General features: G+C 41.0%; 16 protein-coding genes. 13 read left to right on the top strand and 3 right to left on the bottom strand.

The window, feature by feature from the left end; all coding sequences use genetic code 11:
* Positions 1–15: 15 nt before the first annotated feature.
* The gene (locus VF06_RS23580) at positions 16–693 is read right to left on the bottom strand and encodes a response regulator (RefSeq protein ID WP_099072622.1); all 678 of its coding nucleotides are present in this window, start codon (positions 691–693) and stop codon (positions 16–18) included.
* 39 nt (positions 694–732) lie between these two features.
* On the bottom strand, positions 733–1,851 hold the full coding sequence (locus VF06_RS23575; protein WP_099072623.1) for a sensor histidine kinase: 1,119 nt from the start codon (positions 1,849–1,851) through the stop codon (positions 733–735).
* A gap of 662 nt (positions 1,852–2,513) precedes the next feature.
* Here VF06_RS23575 and VF06_RS23570 point away from each other — a divergent pair.
* The 4 genes from VF06_RS23570 to VF06_RS23555 are packed head-to-tail and all read left to right on the top strand — an operon-like array spanning position 2,514 to position 5,734.
* Positions 2,514–3,359 carry a Pvc16 family protein gene (locus VF06_RS23570; protein WP_099072904.1) on the top strand — a complete coding sequence of 282 codons (846 nt, stop codon included), beginning with the start codon at positions 2,514–2,516 and terminating at the stop codon, positions 3,357–3,359.
* Between the two features lie 31 nt (positions 3,360–3,390).
* Positions 3,391–5,049, top strand: a complete 1,659-nt coding sequence (locus VF06_RS23565; RefSeq protein ID WP_099072905.1) for a phage tail sheath family protein — start codon at positions 3,391–3,393, stop codon at positions 5,047–5,049.
* 17 nt (positions 5,050–5,066) lie between these two features.
* Entirely contained in the window at positions 5,067–5,276 is a 210-nt protein-coding gene (locus VF06_RS23560; RefSeq protein ID WP_099072906.1) for a hypothetical protein, read from the top strand.
* The gene (locus VF06_RS23555) at positions 5,258–5,734 is read left to right on the top strand and encodes a phage tail protein (protein ID WP_099072907.1); all 477 of its coding nucleotides are present in this window, start codon (positions 5,258–5,260) and stop codon (positions 5,732–5,734) included. The genes VF06_RS23560 and VF06_RS23555 overlap by 19 nt, the downstream gene beginning before the upstream one ends.
* A gap of 79 nt (positions 5,735–5,813) precedes the next feature.
* Here VF06_RS23555 and VF06_RS39430 read toward each other — a convergent pair whose 3' ends face one another.
* Positions 5,814–6,029, bottom strand: coding sequence for a hypothetical protein (locus VF06_RS39430; RefSeq protein WP_143861869.1), 216 nt, complete (start codon positions 6,027–6,029; stop codon positions 5,814–5,816).
* A 159-nt stretch (positions 6,030–6,188) separates the two neighbouring features.
* On the opposite strand from VF06_RS39430, the gene VF06_RS23550 reads away from it, so the two are divergent.
* From VF06_RS23550 to VF06_RS23515, 9 genes are all read left to right on the top strand, one after another.
* A complete protein-coding gene (locus tag VF06_RS23550; protein WP_180267633.1) occupies positions 6,189–6,662 on the top strand; it encodes a phage tail protein in 474 nt (157 codons plus the stop codon).
* 107 nt (positions 6,663–6,769) lie between these two features.
* The gene (locus tag VF06_RS23545; protein WP_099072908.1) at positions 6,770–7,099 is read left to right on the top strand and encodes a hypothetical protein; all 330 of its coding nucleotides are present in this window, start codon (positions 6,770–6,772) and stop codon (positions 7,097–7,099) included.
* 29 nt (positions 7,100–7,128) lie between these two features.
* Complete coding sequence (locus tag VF06_RS41160) at positions 7,129–7,428, top strand: hypothetical protein (RefSeq protein ID WP_180267933.1); 300 nt, start codon at positions 7,129–7,131, stop codon at positions 7,426–7,428.
* 86 nt (positions 7,429–7,514) lie between these two features.
* Positions 7,515–7,898, top strand: coding sequence for a phage tail assembly protein (locus VF06_RS23540; RefSeq protein WP_099072764.1), 384 nt, complete (start codon positions 7,515–7,517; stop codon positions 7,896–7,898).
* Positions 7,841–8,044 carry a DUF6760 family protein gene (locus VF06_RS43400; protein WP_099072765.1) on the top strand — a complete coding sequence of 68 codons (204 nt, stop codon included), beginning with the start codon at positions 7,841–7,843 and terminating at the stop codon, positions 8,042–8,044. Before VF06_RS23540 ends, VF06_RS43400 begins: the two co-directional genes overlap by 58 nt.
* A complete protein-coding gene (locus tag VF06_RS23530) occupies positions 8,041–10,134 on the top strand; it encodes an FHA domain-containing protein (protein ID WP_099072766.1) in 2,094 nt (697 codons plus the stop codon). Before VF06_RS43400 ends, VF06_RS23530 begins: the two co-directional genes overlap by 4 nt.
* A gap of 130 nt (positions 10,135–10,264) precedes the next feature.
* A complete protein-coding gene (locus tag VF06_RS23525) occupies positions 10,265–12,445 on the top strand; it encodes a CHASE2 domain-containing serine/threonine-protein kinase (protein WP_099072767.1) in 2,181 nt (726 codons plus the stop codon).
* A gap of 956 nt (positions 12,446–13,401) precedes the next feature.
* On the top strand, positions 13,402–15,033 hold the full coding sequence (locus VF06_RS23520; protein WP_099072769.1) for a DUF1565 domain-containing protein: 1,632 nt from the start codon (positions 13,402–13,404) through the stop codon (positions 15,031–15,033).
* Positions 15,034–15,395: 362 nt separating this feature from the next.
* A complete protein-coding gene (locus VF06_RS23515) occupies positions 15,396–16,112 on the top strand; it encodes a hypothetical protein (protein WP_099072768.1) in 717 nt (238 codons plus the stop codon).
* The last annotated feature ends 6 nt before the right edge of the window (positions 16,113–16,118 follow it).

Raw genomic sequence — 16,118 nt, 5'->3', positions numbered from 1 at the left:
CTAATTCCGTTTTACTCAACCTTTAACTAATCCTAACTTGAGTGCAGCCACAATCGCTTGAGTACGGCTAGTAACCTTCAATTTTTCAAAAATACTCGTGAGATGCGCCTTCACAGTAGCAACTGTCACATATAAATGCTTAGCAATTTCTTCATTAGAAGCACCTTGAGTTAACCAATATAAAACTTCTTGTTCTCTTTCTGTTAAATGTACTTGCTGACATGCTCTAATAGACGCATCTGAGTAAGCTTGAAAAAACCGAAAAAATCGACTCGCAACTTCTGAAGGTAAATAAATTTCCGATTTAGTTACAGTATTAATTGCTTCACACAATTGAGTTGCTAAGCGATTTTTAAACACATAACCAGAAGCTCCCGCCTGCATAGCGCGGAAAATCCAATCATCTTCTTGATGAGCAGACAATACTAAAACCTTACCAGCAAAGGCAACTTCTTTCAGACGTGCCAAAACCGTAATTCCATCACATCCCGTTAATTGCATATCCAACAAAATTAAATCTGGAGTCTTCTGGTTAGCGAATTTTAAAACTTGTTCTACACAATCTGCATCACCCACAACTTCTACAGGTAATGCAGAACTAGTATTATAAAAATTCAGCAGAGTACGTAACCCTTGCCGAAACCTTTCTTCATCATCCACCAGTAAAACCGAAAGCTTTTGATTATTAAGCATATTTTTTATTACGAATTACGTTAGCCCATTACGAATTATCTATCCACTTCTTGGCCTCGGCAAAATTACCGAAAATTGTGCCCCACGTTCGGCTAAAATTTGCGCCCAAATACTTCCTTGATGATCCAAAATAATTTTTTTAGCAATAGTTAAACCCAGTCCTGTACCTCCTCGACGACGGGAATAAAAAGGGGTAAATATTTTTTGTAAATCCTCTGGAGATAATCCTGGCCCTTGGTCAGAAATTTTGATTAAAACTTCCTCTTGAAAAATCTGCCAACTACAGTTAATAATTCCAAAATTCGGACTAAAATGAACAGCATTACTCAGAATATTATCAAATACTTGCTTCATTTGCAGTCTATCTATTTTTAAAGTAGTCGATGTATCAGGAAGATTTATTTGCAGGTTTTTTTCATTAATTAACGGTTGTAAATGAGTGATACTTTCCAGAACTAAATTTCTTAAATCTTGGGGAGCAACCCTTAATTTTACACTTTGACCGCAATCAATAAGCTCCGTTAAATTAATATCTAAATCTTCGATACTTTTGCTGATAATTGTTGCTTGTTCTTGCCAAGGGTTTTCCTTTAAACCCAAGCATAAATTATGTGCATATAATCCAATCAGCCCTAAGGAATTACGCAATTGATGACCGACTCGATGCAAAATATCTTCTAAAAGTTGAATTTCAGTTTTTTGTCTTCCATAGCCTAAGTAAATATCTACATACTTACCCAAGAGCATGGCAGAGCGTTTTATGTATAATTGTAAATTATCTGAAATAGATTCATCAGCAATAATTTGGATGTATTCTGGTTTTTGGTTTCTATAGCCTATCGGGCAAATATAACAAATGGATGAAAAATTTTTCAATTCAAATTTCTTGACAGTAAACACAGGTGGAAAGTCTGTCAGCCAAGCTTCTGAACGCAAATAAATTAAAGTTTTTTGAGAAAACGGAGATTGGTGTTGACGATAATTGATAACTTCTTGATGATTTTTCAGTAAATAATCATGATAGACAATCCGAGCGAAAAAAATTGGTTCCTGACTAGTTAATTGTTCAGACTCAAGTTGACAAAAACTTTTGATATCTGAAGAATTCAAAGAATTAGAGACATTTTCTAGTTTATGTTGAGAAAAGCCTAGCGTCATAGCTTCACTCGCTTTTTGTAGCAAATATTTTTACTCTTCTGTTGTCTAGTATAATTTTATGCAGTCTCATCAATGTTTATTTTTTTATTAAGTTATTTTTGTAACCAAATTATTACAAAGAATTATTAAGTTTTTATTCACAAACGCAACTTAATTTTGTAAGTATATATAGTTTTTAGTTTTGATTTATAAGCAATAGGTAACGGGAAAGTAGAATTTTTGAGTTCTAGAAAGTTGTTTTAAAAATAAAATATGAATTTTATAGTGCTTATAGTTTGTAATAAATGTTGACGGTTGACAGTGAACTATCAACAAAGCTTATGAGTAACTGTGCAATTTACAGTGATTTTCAGGTAAATGAACCAGATGATTTGTATCTGATGCATTCGCCTTTAGGCGTTCGCGTTCGTGTAGGCGCAAAGATACACATAAAGAAATAGGGTTGTGGTCTAAATACATGAAAACTCCTGTATAAGCCAATAATTTTTGTTACTTATCTTCATAAAAAAGACGCGGGAACGCAAAGACACTGAGAATAACCAATGCCCAATGCCCCATGCCCAATGCCCCATCCAAAAATATCGACAAAAGTCTAATTACTTTACAAGGGTGATACAGATAACCTAGATGCATCTGGATTTAGTTACCAGCACAACACCTTCATGCTTATCTTCGTTCTTCAAACTTTGGCGGAAATTCTAGCTGGAGGAACTTCACTTACCAGTACAGAGCAGATTGACTTCAGCCATCCGAGTAATCGTAGGGAAGAGGGAGCCGGCCCGACTCTTAATCTATATATTTATGATATTCGTGAGAGTAAGCAGTTCCAACAGGCCGGAAGGCAAGTTGAACGTAATATTACGCGCCATTTGCAAGCCGGTGTTGTCAATTGGGCACCTGTTTGGTTTGATGTTTCGGTGTTACTAACAGCTTGGGATAGGACGACTTTAGGCGAGCATCACTTTTTGAGTGAAGCATTAAGCGTACTGATGCGTCATCGAGCTTTAGAAGAGGAGTTTTTAGTTCCTGAATTGCGGGGTTACGGTAGTTTGCCAATGATGGTTGGACTACAACCTTCGCTGGAACCGGGGAGTTTATGGAGCGCTTTGAATGTACCTCTGCGCTCAGCTTTATATTTAACAGTTACCGTGCCTCTTGATACCCAAGCGACCACAGTACCTTTAGTTTGGGAACGAATTTTCGATTTGCGAAATCAAATGCATGGCACTGGTAATGGTAGTACCCAAATTATGGCTAGGCGAGTAGTAATTGCAGGTGTTGTCAAGAGTGCAACAACAAATCTGCCATTAATGGGGGCAAAAACTACTTTGCTGCGGACTAGAAAATTCATGGAAAGCAATAAAGAAGGGTTGTTCTTTTTTGAAAACCTTGAGATGGGTAACTATGTTTTAAATATAGATTGTCCTGGCTATTTACCCCAAAATGTTAATGCATTGGTAGATGACCAAAGCCATACTTTCAAAGAAATATTTTTAAATCCTGAATAATTAAGCTCTTAAGAGAGTTGGAGGAATTTTCATGGCTCGACTTGATTACTTTGCTCCTGGTGTTTATATTGAAGAATTTGACCGAGGGAGCCGACCAATTGAAGGTGTTAGCACAGCAGTAGCCGGATTTGTAGGTTTTACAGAAGATGTTCGAGATGATGCTGAGCTATTTAAGCCGATGTTGGTGACGAATTGGACGCAATATCTCAACTATTTTGCTCGTCCTAATTCTGATGGTTTCACTGATTTTAATGCCTACTTACCCTTTGCGGTTTATGGTTACTTCATGAATGGTGGCGGTCGCTGCTGGGTAACTAGTATCGGAACTCAATTACCAGGCGCACCCAAACCTACAGCTCCCGAACCTGCGACTCTGCGAATTAATTCTCGTGGAAATCGTCCAGCTTTGCGCTTTACTTTGCGCCCCGAACAAGCAGCAGGGGGATTAGTAAACATCATTATTACCGATGGTTCTCCCCGTGCTTTACCTGAAGGTACTGAAGGAGAAGCTCCTCCAAATACTGGGGAATACTTCACTATTCAAATTCGTCGGGGAGATGAAGTTTTAGAGCAATACGAAAACTTGACCATGAACCGCGAACCCGGTCAGGTTGCGACTTATGCGCTAGCGGCTTTGAGAAATTCTATGTATGTCACCGTAGAAGATTTGACTCAAAGCGGACAGCCTTTAACTCGCCGTCCGGTTAATGGTCAGTACGAATTAGCACCACCCATTGTTGCTACACCGCCGGACAGATTTTCACGAGATTTAGAAGGGGTACGAGACGATCGCACCGGGGTACGCGGTATTTTTGAAATTGATGAAATCACAATGCTGGCTTGTCCTGACTTGATGCGGGCTTATCAAGAGCAAGTGCTGAATTTGGATCAAGTCCACGGCATCATGGAACTAATGATTAGCATGTGCGAAGGTTCCGCCAGTGGTGATATTCCCAATCCACCAAACCGCATGGTTTTACTTGATACACCACCTGATGCTGTCAAACCGCAACAAGCAGTGGATTGGTTGAATAGATTTAACCGTCGTTCGATGTTTGCAGCGTTGTATTATCCTTGGATCAAAGTACCCAATCCACGCGATCGCGGCAATCCCATTTTAGTACCTCCTTGCGGTCACGTCATGGGCGTTTGGGCACGCACCGACGAAACCAGAGGAGTATACAAAGCACCTGCAAACGAAGTACCCAGAGGCGTAATTGGTCTGGGTTACGACACCAACTTCCGCGAACAGGAACTATTGAACCCCCTTGGTATCAACTGCATTCGTAGCTTCCCAAATCGGGGTATCCGCATCTGGGGTGCGCGGACTTTAGTCGAACCAGATAAAACCGAGTGGCGTTATATCAGTGTCCGGCGGTTGATTAGTTACTTAGAAAAATCAATTGAATTAGGTACACAATGGGTAGTTTTTGAACCCAACGACCAAGATTTATGGGCCCGTGTCCGCCGTACCGTCAGCAACTTTTTAGAACGAATTTGGCGTGAAGGTGCTTTATTTGGCGATTCACCAGAACAAGCATTTTATGTTAAATGCGATGCCGAACTTAATCCACCAGAAAGCATAATTTTAGGTCGTTTGTATGTCGAAATCGGAGTTTGTCCCGTAAGACCAGCCGAGTTTGTCATCTTCCGTATCAGCCAATGGAATGCACTTGACGAACAGCAATAAATTGTTGGGCATGGGGGATGGGGAGATGGGGAGATGGGGAGATGGGGAGATGGGGAGATGAGGAGGTGGGGGAAAGGTTAAAGGTTAAAGGGAAAAGGGATAAATTTAACCTTTTCCCCTTACCCTTTCCCCCTTACCCCTTTCCCTTTCCCCATTCCCTGGAATGCCCAATGACTAATGACTATTCACTTATTTTAGGAGATGAAATATGCCTGGAGAATATGTAGTTGCGTCTGTGTTCTATTTTGAAGCAGACGGTATCACTGAAAAATTCGTTCAATCAGTCACCGGATTGGGTGCAAAAAATAATGCCACTAAAGGTGTTAGAGGCTCAAGTAAAAATGGTAAGACATTACGACAAAATCTTCCAGGGCAGGCAGAGTTTAATAATGTCACAATTACCATGAATTACAACGGTGATGAAAGTTTGCACAAATGGTTTTTAGCTTGTAGCGAAGATGGAAAACCTCGTCAATGGGATGAAAATCGCAAAGCAATTTCCGTTGTTGGTTATACCCAAGATAAGAAAACTGAAGTCATTCGTTATAACCTGAAATCTTGCTTCCCTGAATCATATACAGGCCCAGAATTTGATGTGACGAAAAACGACCCGGCAACAGAAAAAATTGAAGTATCTATTGAGGGTTATGAAATTATCGCACAACAAAAAGAAGTCAGAGCTTAGATATTGGGAATTGTGAAATAAGGGACTTCTAAGTCAAAAAATATTCTATTGTTATCAAACAGAATAAAGGCGTCAGTCGTCAGAATTCAGCTTGGGAATTCTGTACGAGTGGCGGATAGCGCAGCGTAAAGCCTGCGGCATGGCTTCGCTTAGAGCGACGTAGGAGCGTCTGAATAATCGGGTTTAAGATCTCCACTAAATCTTCTCTTTCAGAGACGCTGCGCGAACGATTTAGTGGTGTTCTCCCAAGGGGAGACGCTACGCGAACAATTAGTGGCGGGTCTGAATCCCCCACTAATTGATTCTGACTCCTGAATTCTGACTTCTGAATTCTTCTTCAATGTTGATTGTTGACTGTGAACCCTCAACGGTCAACAGTTAACCACTGGAGTTCCCTCATATTTTTAATCTGATTACCCATTCTCCAGTCCCCATTTAACTAGTATCAAAAACAATGGCTGCCATACCAGAAATTCTCACTAATTATCGTTTCTTTTTAAGATTAGACATCGGTCAAAATGATAGCGACGGCTATTTTTTGGAATGTCAAGGCTTTAAAAGAACGCAGGAAGTAATTGAAATTTGTGAAGTCACTTCTCAAAAATGGGGGACTGCTTCCAAAGGTAAAGCAGTGAGAACAAAACTTCCTGGTAATGCTAAAAGTGGGAATATTACTTTGCGTAAAGGGTTGAACGCTTCCAAAGATTTATGGAAGTGGTTTGAAGATGTTGAAGCCGGCAAGTGGGCCGAAAAACGTGAATTTATTTCTTTATCTATTTACGATCAGGCATCTAATAAAGAAGCTAGATTTGAATTAGCTGGGGCTTGGCCTACCAGTTACAAAATTGCTGATGTCAACGCTAACAGCCATGAAATAGAAATTGAAGAATTGGAGATTGCTTTTGAGGAATTTCAACGCACACAATAAATGGGAGGGGAAAAGGGAAAAGGTGAAAGGTTAAAGGGAAAATGAAGAATCTTCCCTTTCCCCTTTTCCCCATTCAAAGCGAGAAATGTAATTAATTTAGGAGAAATATGTTTCCCACAGAGTTTGAATTTACACTGCCTAAAGGGTATCTAGACTCTGAAGGCAACCTCCACCGCAAAGGTGTAATGCGATTATCAACAGCCATAGATGAGATTGCACCTTTGCGCGACCCAAGGGTAAAAGCTAATCCAGTTTATGCCACTATTATTATTTTGTCCCGCGTGATTACCCACTTGGGTGCTTTAACTGATATTAGTCCTGCAATAGTAGAAAACTTTTTTGCCCAAGATTTAAATTATCTCCAAGATTTTTATCGTCGAATTAATGGCTTGGAAGCGGAAAATTCTTCAGTAGAAGATGTGGTGCTTCAGAGTTGAGGGGATGGGGGAGATGGGGGGATGGGGAGATGGGGAGATGGGGAGATGGGGAGATGGGGAGTGTGGGGAGTGTGGGGAGTGTGGGGGGAAAGATTTTTTCACCATCCTCCCACACCTCCCACACCTCCGTCTCCTCCCACACCTCCCACACTTCCTGCTTGCCCAATGCCCCATGCCCATGGGGAGTGTGGGGAGTGTGGGGAGTGTGGGGGGAAAGATTTTTTCACCATCCTCCCACACCTCCCACACCTCCGTCTCCTCCCACACCTCCCACACTTCCTGCTTGCCCAATGCCCCATGCCCAATGCCCTGTTTGCTTAAATGACTGAATAAAAATAAAAATACAAGCCCCAAAATTTATGATGGGGATTGTATTTTTGAATTTTGAATTTTGAATTCGGAGCGAAGCGACGCAATGCCCCGTAAAAAGGATAATCTCTGCACTGAATTTACTTTCACTCTCCCTAGAGGTTTGAGTGATGGTGAAAATCGAGTACATCGTCAAGGAGTAATGCGTTTAGCCACTGCTAAAGATGAAATTTTGGTACAAAAAGAACGTAAAGTGCAAGAAAATCCAGCTTACGGAGTGTTGGTGATGCTTGCACGTGTGATTACTCGCTTGGGTAGTTTGAATTCTGTTAGCCCGGAATTACTTGAAGGATTGCTGTTACATGATATTGCTTATCTACGGGAATTTTACAATCGAATAAACCAGCAAGGTAATGCACATATTCCGACACAATGTCCGCACTGCAATACTCAATTTTCGGTGGAGCTAGAACTGGCGGGGGAGTCATAAGCTACCCCTCTGATAATTTATATGAGGAGGTAGCTTTTGTTGCTTATCATTTTCATTGGTCACAAGATGATATTTTAAATTTAGAACATACTACCCGTCAGCGTTGGGTAGCCGAAATCAATAAAATTAACCAAAAATTAATATGAAAGTAAAAGTTAGCTATTCACCAACTCTTAGTGAAATCAATGAAGTTGACCTAACCATAGACACTGTAACGAGGGGAGAATGGACTGTGGGTCGCTCTCCTACTTCTGATTTGGTGTTGGACAGCCCTGATGTTAGTCGGCAACATGCAAAGTTTTTTATCAAAGGTGGCACTTATTACTTTAGCGACCTTGGTAGTAGAAATGGCTCGATAGTTAATGGTAAACAAGCTGAAAAGGAACGACCATATCTTTTGAATGATGGAGATGTGATCCGTATTGCAGATTATGTTCTGATTATGGAAGCGATCGCTCCGATGACTGAGCAATTACCTGAAACTGTCTTCAGAATTATAGATCCTTCTTTATTTTCTCGATCGCGATCGCCTGAAAATATCAGTAATCCTAATGTTGCTAGTCCACCACCACAGGTAGTCAACGAAGTTTCAACGCCAATTAGCGAAGTTTCAGCAGTTGCTTCTACTCAAACTGATGATGACATCCCTGTTGTGGAAGCCACCACTCCAGAAAACATAGTCCAGCCACCAGAACCTATCAGCGAAATTCCACACGATGTCCGTAATGATATTGTAGATTTGCGTACATTAGTTGTAGAAGAAGAACGTACCGTAAATTTAGATAACGTAGAATTTGCAGAAGGCAGCGAAGTTGCATCTCATGAAACTCAAGATGTTATCGAAACTCCTGAGGAGGAAATTACACCAAGGGAAACTACTGAGAATGAAGTTACAGATTTAGAAGCAGCACTGGCAGCAGAAGCTACTTTTGTACAACAACGGCGTGAAATCGAAAGTGCCGTTCCCGAAGCTACTGAGGAGCGGGACGACGAACTAGAAGCCGCACTCGAAGCAGAAGTTACCTTTGTCCAGCCACGTGATATTACTGCTGATGATGTTTCACAAATTACTGAGGAGCGCGATGCCGAATTGGAAGCCGCACTAGAGGCAGAAGTTACCTTCGTGCAGCCCCGTGACATATTCAATCGAGTACCCCAGGAGAATGTTGTTCCTGGAGTTATTGAAGAAGAAACTCCAGAACAACCAGTAAATTTAGAGACACCAATTACTACAACAGACACCGCAGATGTTGAGGAAGTGACAAGTAATGTTACTCCTGAAACTGCTGAAATTCATCAAGACGCAGAGATTGAACATCAGGATACATCCAGCCAAGCTATAGAGGAAACCAAGGAAGAGCCAGTAAATTTTGACACTCCAATTCATCCAGTACATTTTGCAGATGCAGATGAAGTCAGAGTTGATGAAACAGTCAACCAAGTTCCTGAAGACGTAGACATTCAACATCAGGACACATCCAGCCAAGTTATAGAGGAAACTAACGAAGAATTAGTAAGTTTAGATACTCCAACTTATTCAGTAGATTCTGCGGATGCAGATGAAGTCACAGTTGATGAAACAGTCAGCGAAGTTCCTGAAGAATTGACTGCACCTGATGATAACGTTTCAGAAGTTTTCAGCAATCAATATATTGATTTGAGTGATAGAAGTCCAGAAGCAATCAATGTCAATGAAGTTTCCACTTTGGAGGAAATTCCATCTTTCGAGCCAGTAGAAAACGAAGCTCCTGAAATCATCACTCCAACCGTTGCAGAAGTTTCTGAACCACAAGCAACTGAATCTCAGGAAATTGCAGAACAAATAGATGTCACTGAGCCTGAAAAAGCCATCGCTCAAAGAAACATAGTACTCATTGCTCACGAAAGCAAGAAGTCAGAACTTGGAGAATTTGTAGCTGAGCATCAGGAATTTTTCTCACACAGTCATACAATTACCTGGCCATCAGTTAGCGAAGTTTTACATCAACAAGCTGGTATAACTGTTAGTCAACAAACCCCCGCCCCAACTTCTGGAGGATTTCAAACAATTGCTTCATTGGTTGGTTCAGGAGAAATTTTAGCAGTGATTTTCTTGAGAGATTTGCTACAACCTCAACCAGGCCAAGCAAATGAAGAAGCCTTGCTGAGATTATGCACAATTAATCAAGTTTTACTAGCAACTAACGTACCAACCGCAGAAGCGATCGTGCATTATTTGAAACAGGTAGTAAATTAGCACTAAATGGAGAGTGGAGGAGATGAGGGAGAGGGGTAGGGGGCAGCGGAGAAAATTTTCCTCTCTGCTCCATGCTTTGCTGCCTCTTCCCATGCCCAATGCCCAATGCCCAATGCCCTGATGAAAAAAAATGTTTGCCAAGTTCAAAAATTTATTGAGACAGCCGGTTATTTTGTCCAGTGCGATCGCTACAGTTTTACTAGTAGGTATTCAAAAACTTGGGGTTTTTGAAACTCTGGAAATGAGAGTCTACGACCAGATGGTGCAATTACGCACTGACCAAGGGCCAGACTCTCGTCTGTTGATTGTTGCTTTAACTGAAAACGATCTCCAAAAATGGACTTGGCCGCTGTCTGGTGAACTTTTAGATCGACTGTTAGGCAAACTTGAAGAATACGAACCACGAGCTATTGGTTTAGATATTTTTCGCGATTTACCAGTACAGCCTGGTCACGACAAACTACTACAGCGTCTACAACAAAGCGATCTCATCATTCCTATATGCAAACATTCTGGTTTTAAAAATCAGGGAATTGCTCCTCCTAAAGGTATTGAACCAGAGCGAGTGGGATTTAGTGATGTTGTAGAAGATACTGATTCTACTATTCGGCGCAATTTATTATTAGTAAGTTCGGATGAATCTGACCCTTGTAAAAGTACATATTCCTTCGGTTTACAGCTAGCACTCAAATATTTAGAAGTGGGTGGTATTCAACCAGAATTTACGGCGAATCAGGAATTAAAATTACGAAATATTGTATTTAAACCCCTAAAAAGTAATGCTGGCGGTTATGAAAAAGCTGATACCAGCGGCTACCAAATTTTGCTTAATTATCGTTCTGGTCATCAAATTGCCCAACAAGTCACAATTACAGAGATACTTGAAGATAAAGTTAAACCAGATTTGGTCAAAGGCCGGATTGTTTTAGTTGGTTCCACAGCAAGTAGTTTACTTGACATTTTAAATACGCCATTTGCTAGTGGTAAGTCAGATAATTCTGGCAAGATGGCAGGAATTGAAATTCATGCCCAGAGTATTAGTCAAATTCTCAGTGTTGTTCTGAATCAACAGCCTTTATTTTGGTTTATTCCTGAGTGGGGTAAAGTTCTTTGGATTTGGGGATGGACTGTAGTTGGTGGTTTATTAGTATGGCGAATTCAACATCCTTTAGCTTTAGGATTGGCAGGAGCAATAGCCTTGTCAGTTTTATTTCTAGGTAATTTTATGATTTTTATTCAAGCAGGATGGTTACCAATAATACCTCCAATTTTGGGTTTAGTATTTAGTGGTGGGAGTGTCCTTGCCTATACTGCTTATCAAACCAAACAAGAACAAAAAGAAATCACCCAACGAGTCCAAGAACACCAACAATTAATTATTGAATTACAAGGTCTTTTACGCCAACGGGGTGATGCTTCCAATGAAGCGCCAACAGTAATTGCTGATTCTATTGGGCAAGAAATTGCATTAGGGACGCTACTAAATAACCGTTATAGAATTACCGAACGCTTGGGTTCTGGAGGATTTAGTAATACTTATTTAGCTCTTGATACCAAGCGCCCTGGTAATCCCCAGTGTGTAGTTAAACAATTACGACCCCCCCGCCAAGATACAGAATATTTAAATGTTGTCAGACGCTTATTTGACGCTGAAGCTGAAATTTTAGAAATTTTGGGTAAACATTCACAGATTCCCCAGTTGTTGGCTTTTTTTGAAGAAAAACGTCAGTTTTCTTTAGTGCAAGAATTTGTCGAGGGTCACGCTATGGATAAGGAGCTAACCTCTGGCGTGCGACTCAAACAAACTAAAGTTGTGGAGATACTCAAAGAAGTTTTACAAGTGCTGGCTTTTATTCATAGCTATGGTGTTATTCATCGAGATATCAAACCTAGTAACTTAATTAGACGAGAATCAGATGGGCGCATTGTTTTAATTGACTTTGGTGCTGTTAAACAAATTCACCCCCAACAACCAGAAAATCAAACTATTTCCATAGGTACTCCTAGTTATGCACCTTCTGAGCAAATGAGCGGGTTACCAAAACTAAACAGCGATATTTATGCATTGGGAATTATGGGTATACAAGCTTTAACCGGAGTAGACCCAAGAGTATTTCGCAGAGATACAAATACTGGTGAAATTATTATCCAAACCGAACCTGATGGTAATACAGATGTTTGGCACAGTTGGCGAGATTTAGCTGAGGTGACAAATGAGTTAGTTGTTATTTTAAATAAAATGGCACATTTCGACTTTACTCAAAGATATCAATCAGCAGCAGAAGTACTAAAAGTTCTCGAAAGTATTTAAGTAAGGTTTGCACAAAAAATTCTTTGGTGCGTGTAGAGAACTCTTAACAGTGTTGGGGGAACAGTTTTATTGCTATTTTTTCTAATTTATTGTGGTAGTAGTGGTCTATCGCATTAATTTTGATGAGTTTGTAGTAAGCACTTCAGTGCTTCAAAATCAAGGACTAAAGTGCTTACTACAAACTTATTTACCCCTCGTAACTAATGGTCTATCGCATTAATTTTGATGGGTTAATCAACTTTTCAACTTCTCTTGTTTCTCTCTTCCTTTGTGTACTTTGCAGGGCAGTTGCTTCTCTACGAGACGCTTCGCGAACAAGTCGGGGAACCCGCCCAACGCACTGCCTCGTCTTTGCGGTAGCCTGCGGCAAGCCGCTGCGCGTCTACGTTAAAACCTTGTACTTATATCATTTATAAACTTAAATGGTATAAATACAGGAATATTTGGGAGTAAGGCTGTTTCATTCGCTCATTTCCCAGAACTTGCAAGGTTTTTTTTATGAGAACTTGGAGTGTTGCATAAGAGTCTATAGCTTTTGTGTAGGCATTAAGCTGCTCTTAGGTTTGGTGTTGAATATATTTTTGTATTGGTTGTTAACCGTCATACAGCGTTTTTCAGGTAAATAAAGTACACACATGGGGGCGTATGGCCATACGCCCTTAAAATTACCTGTACCTTACAAAGTTGCAATTTGCTATATGTCAACAGCATAAAGACTGTGCAGTTTAACAGCCTAATATAGCAAAACCAAGGGTTGAGGACATTAACAAACGATAAAACTTAGACATAACAAGACTTTTCACCCAGTCCCCAGTTCCTTGCTATGGCTTATCTACTTGCGAGAAAGAGGAAAGTGGATACATTTTGTACACACAGTGATACTAGTTTCCCAAAGTTTGATAGAAGTAGTGTTATTTATGATTGTCATAATTAAAACAACTGACCCTCAATCATCAATGGTGAACTCTACCCTTGTTCTCACACTCTATGTCAACCCTATGACAGGGAATGATACTAATATCGGTTCCAAGTTAAGTCCGTTTAAAAGTCTCACCCGTGCTTTAAAAGTAACTAAAATCCCTACAATCATTCATTTAGCTGCTGGTATTTACAGTATGACTAGTGGCGAGGTATTTCCTCTAGTTATCCGTGGAGGTGTGAAGGTTATAGGTAATGAAGATAACAAAGGAGCGGGGATTGTAATTTCTGGAAGTGGTCAGTATCAAAGCCCCAGTTTTGGAGTGCAAAATATTGCGTTGCTGTTGTTAGAAAATGCCAGTATTTTAGGTGTAACTGTCACGAATACTTCAGCAAAAGGTACTGGTATCTGGATTGAATCGGCTGCACCTACTATAGCCAACAATACTTTAAGTAACTGTGGACGTGAAGGTGTGTTTGTCACTGGCACTGCTAAACCAACAATTGGGGATAATGTATTTGTGCAAAATACTGCCAGTGGGTTAGTGATGGCGGGTCATAGCCAGGGCGAAGTGTTGGGAAATATATTTCAAAGAAATTCTTGGGGAATAGTAATTAGTGACTTTGCGGCTCCTACCATTGCCAATAACAAATTATCAGAAAATCGCACAGCGATCGCACTTTCTCGAAATGCCCATCCCCTACTGCGTCAAAATCTCATTGCTAAAAATACTCAAGGTGGTTTATTAGTCAACGGTAATGCAGTCCCCAATTTAGGTACTAGCGAAGATCCTGGTGATAATATTTTTCGCAATAACTCTGAATTTGATTTACACAATGTCACTACACAAAAGCTGGTTTGTGTAGGTAATCAATTGAATCCTTCCCTTGTTAAGGGATTGGTAGAACTAATTGCGGGGAAAGAGGACGCGGGGACATGGGGACATGGGGACGCGGGGACATGGGGACATGGGGACGCGGGGACGCGGGGACATGGGGACGCGGGGACACGGGGACATGGGGACGCGGGGACGCGGGGACATGGGGACGAGGGGAATTTATCACAAACACTCTCCGCGTCAGAGCGTCCCTCACTCTCCCCGTCTGTTCTAGATGGTCATTGGGCAGAACCATTTATTCAGGCATTGCGGAGTCTGGATTTAATTCACGATTTGCCTGATGATACGTATCAGTTAGATAAACCGATGACTCGCGCTGAATACGCGGCTTTGGTGGCAATTGCTTTTAAGCCTACTGCTAAACGCCCAGCAGCGGATTTTGTAGATGTATCAAAAGATTTTTGGGCGTATAATGCTATCCAAGTTGCAGCTAGAGGTGGGTTTGTTGGCGGATTTAGCGATCGCACTTTCCACCCACATCAAAATGTCAAACGGCTACAAGTCATTGTCTCTTTAGTTAACGGCCTCGGACTACCGCAGGCTGATAGCAATGTTTTAGAAGTGTATAGCGATCGCCATACAATTCCCGACTATGCCGAAAAAGCTGTTGCAACTGCAACACATAAAAGAATAATTGTCAACTATCCAGACCCAAAATTGCTTGCACCTTTACGTCCGGCAACATACGCTGAAACTGCGGCGATGGTTTATCAGGCGTTAGTTGCCATTGGGCGAACATCTGCCATTAAAGAAGAATTTAGAATCAATTAATCGGGGATCGATGGGGTTTGGATACAATCCATGATACAAACATACAGTTGTCAACTCTACTTAATGTCACCGAATCTCATAGCTGTTGACCATTCACAGTCAACAGTCAACACTCTCATTGAGCAAACCCGGAAAAACTCCCCCTCTAGTGAATGTGCAAGTTAAATGCAAAACAGCTTAAGTAATGAAGATAACTATTAAATCAATCTCTAGGCTCTTGCATTTGAGCAGTTGACAAGTAGAATGGGAAACACTGCCTATCGACTTGAAAACTCTGGGAAAAAACCATGTAGTTAAAAGCACGATACGCTATATGCGATGGGTGAAAAATCTTAGACCTATTGCCAAAAGCTAACAGCCTCATGTTAACAACACTTCCAGACACCTCTGCCAATTTGGCGATCGCGTTATTAATTCACTATAGTTTCGATCTGAGCGGGTATACTGCCAATGAGTTGGTTGAACGTTGGCAAACGCAATACCCACTGAATTGGCTACACCTGGCAGTGATTGAAGCACTATATCAAGGTCGTTATAAAGCGGTTTCTGTACAGCAAATTTTAGTATTTTGGCAGCGTCGGCAACAGGCTACATACCATTTCAACATGGAATTTGAACGTATGGTTTGTAGCAAGTTTCCCCAAAGCCTAACTTCAGTAGCGACACCAGCCTTACCGCCAGTCAAGAAAAATCCCGTTTTTGAGAAGGTAACAAAGCCTCAATTACCACCTGGAAAAATTAGCAATGGTTATCAAAAAAGTAATATTGCAACTCTACAACTGAGGGGCGAACAGCAAAAGACATCTCCACCCCAAGAAGAAGATACAACCGCCCTCAAATCCACCACAGCAAACAACTCCGCTTCTTTGGCAACACTTGGACGATCCCCAGCTGTTAGTCAAAGACAAACTTCATCAGAAAATACATCATCAGCCTCTCATGAACCGCCAAAATTACTACCACCTGCCCCTATTCGTCCCCCAATAGGACAATTTACTCCAGAAAAAAGCGATCGTCGTTCTGAGTCTTTTACGTCTAAACTCAAAGCAATGTCTGGGGAACAGGGGAGTGGGGAGTAGGTGGTG

The organism is Nostoc linckia z4 (assembly GCF_002608075.1).
Lineage (GTDB): Bacteria > Cyanobacteriota > Cyanobacteriia > Cyanobacteriales > Nostocaceae > Nostoc > Nostoc linckia.
This window is presented reverse-complemented; position numbering and strand designations above follow the sequence as displayed.

Bases quoted from the DNA above. Each gene is read 5' to 3' on its own strand.
- VF06_RS23520 (WP_099072769.1), top strand. From the start codon at position 13,402: ATGGTGAACTCTACCCTTGTTCTCACACTCTATGTCAACCCTATGACA.
- VF06_RS23525 (WP_099072767.1), top strand. From the start codon at position 10,265: ATGTTTGCCAAGTTCAAAAATTTATTGAGACAGCCGGTTATTTTGTCC.
- VF06_RS23560 (WP_099072906.1), top strand. From the start codon at position 5,067: ATGGGGAGATGGGGAGATGGGGAGATGGGGAGATGGGGAGATGAGGAG.
- VF06_RS23545 (WP_099072908.1), top strand. From the start codon at position 6,770: ATGTTTCCCACAGAGTTTGAATTTACACTGCCTAAAGGGTATCTAGAC.
- VF06_RS43400 (WP_099072765.1), top strand. From the start codon at position 7,841: ATGTCCGCACTGCAATACTCAATTTTCGGTGGAGCTAGAACTGGCGGG.
- VF06_RS23565 (WP_099072905.1), top strand. From the start codon at position 3,391: ATGGCTCGACTTGATTACTTTGCTCCTGGTGTTTATATTGAAGAATTT.
- VF06_RS41160 (WP_180267933.1), top strand. From the start codon at position 7,129: ATGGGGAGATGGGGAGATGGGGAGATGGGGAGTGTGGGGAGTGTGGGG.
- VF06_RS23555 (WP_099072907.1), top strand. From the start codon at position 5,258: ATGCCTGGAGAATATGTAGTTGCGTCTGTGTTCTATTTTGAAGCAGAC.
- VF06_RS23580 (WP_099072622.1), bottom strand. From the start codon at position 693: ATGCTTAATAATCAAAAGCTTTCGGTTTTACTGGTGGATGATGAAGAA.
- VF06_RS23530 (WP_099072766.1), top strand. From the start codon at position 8,041: ATGAAAGTAAAAGTTAGCTATTCACCAACTCTTAGTGAAATCAATGAA.
- VF06_RS23540 (WP_099072764.1), top strand. From the start codon at position 7,515: ATGCCCCGTAAAAAGGATAATCTCTGCACTGAATTTACTTTCACTCTC.
- VF06_RS23515 (WP_099072768.1), top strand. From the start codon at position 15,396: ATGTTAACAACACTTCCAGACACCTCTGCCAATTTGGCGATCGCGTTA.
- VF06_RS23575 (WP_099072623.1), bottom strand. From the start codon at position 1,851: ATGACGCTAGGCTTTTCTCAACATAAACTAGAAAATGTCTCTAATTCT.
- VF06_RS23550 (WP_180267633.1), top strand. From the start codon at position 6,189: ATGGCTGCCATACCAGAAATTCTCACTAATTATCGTTTCTTTTTAAGA.
- VF06_RS23570 (WP_099072904.1), top strand. From the start codon at position 2,514: ATGCTTATCTTCGTTCTTCAAACTTTGGCGGAAATTCTAGCTGGAGGA.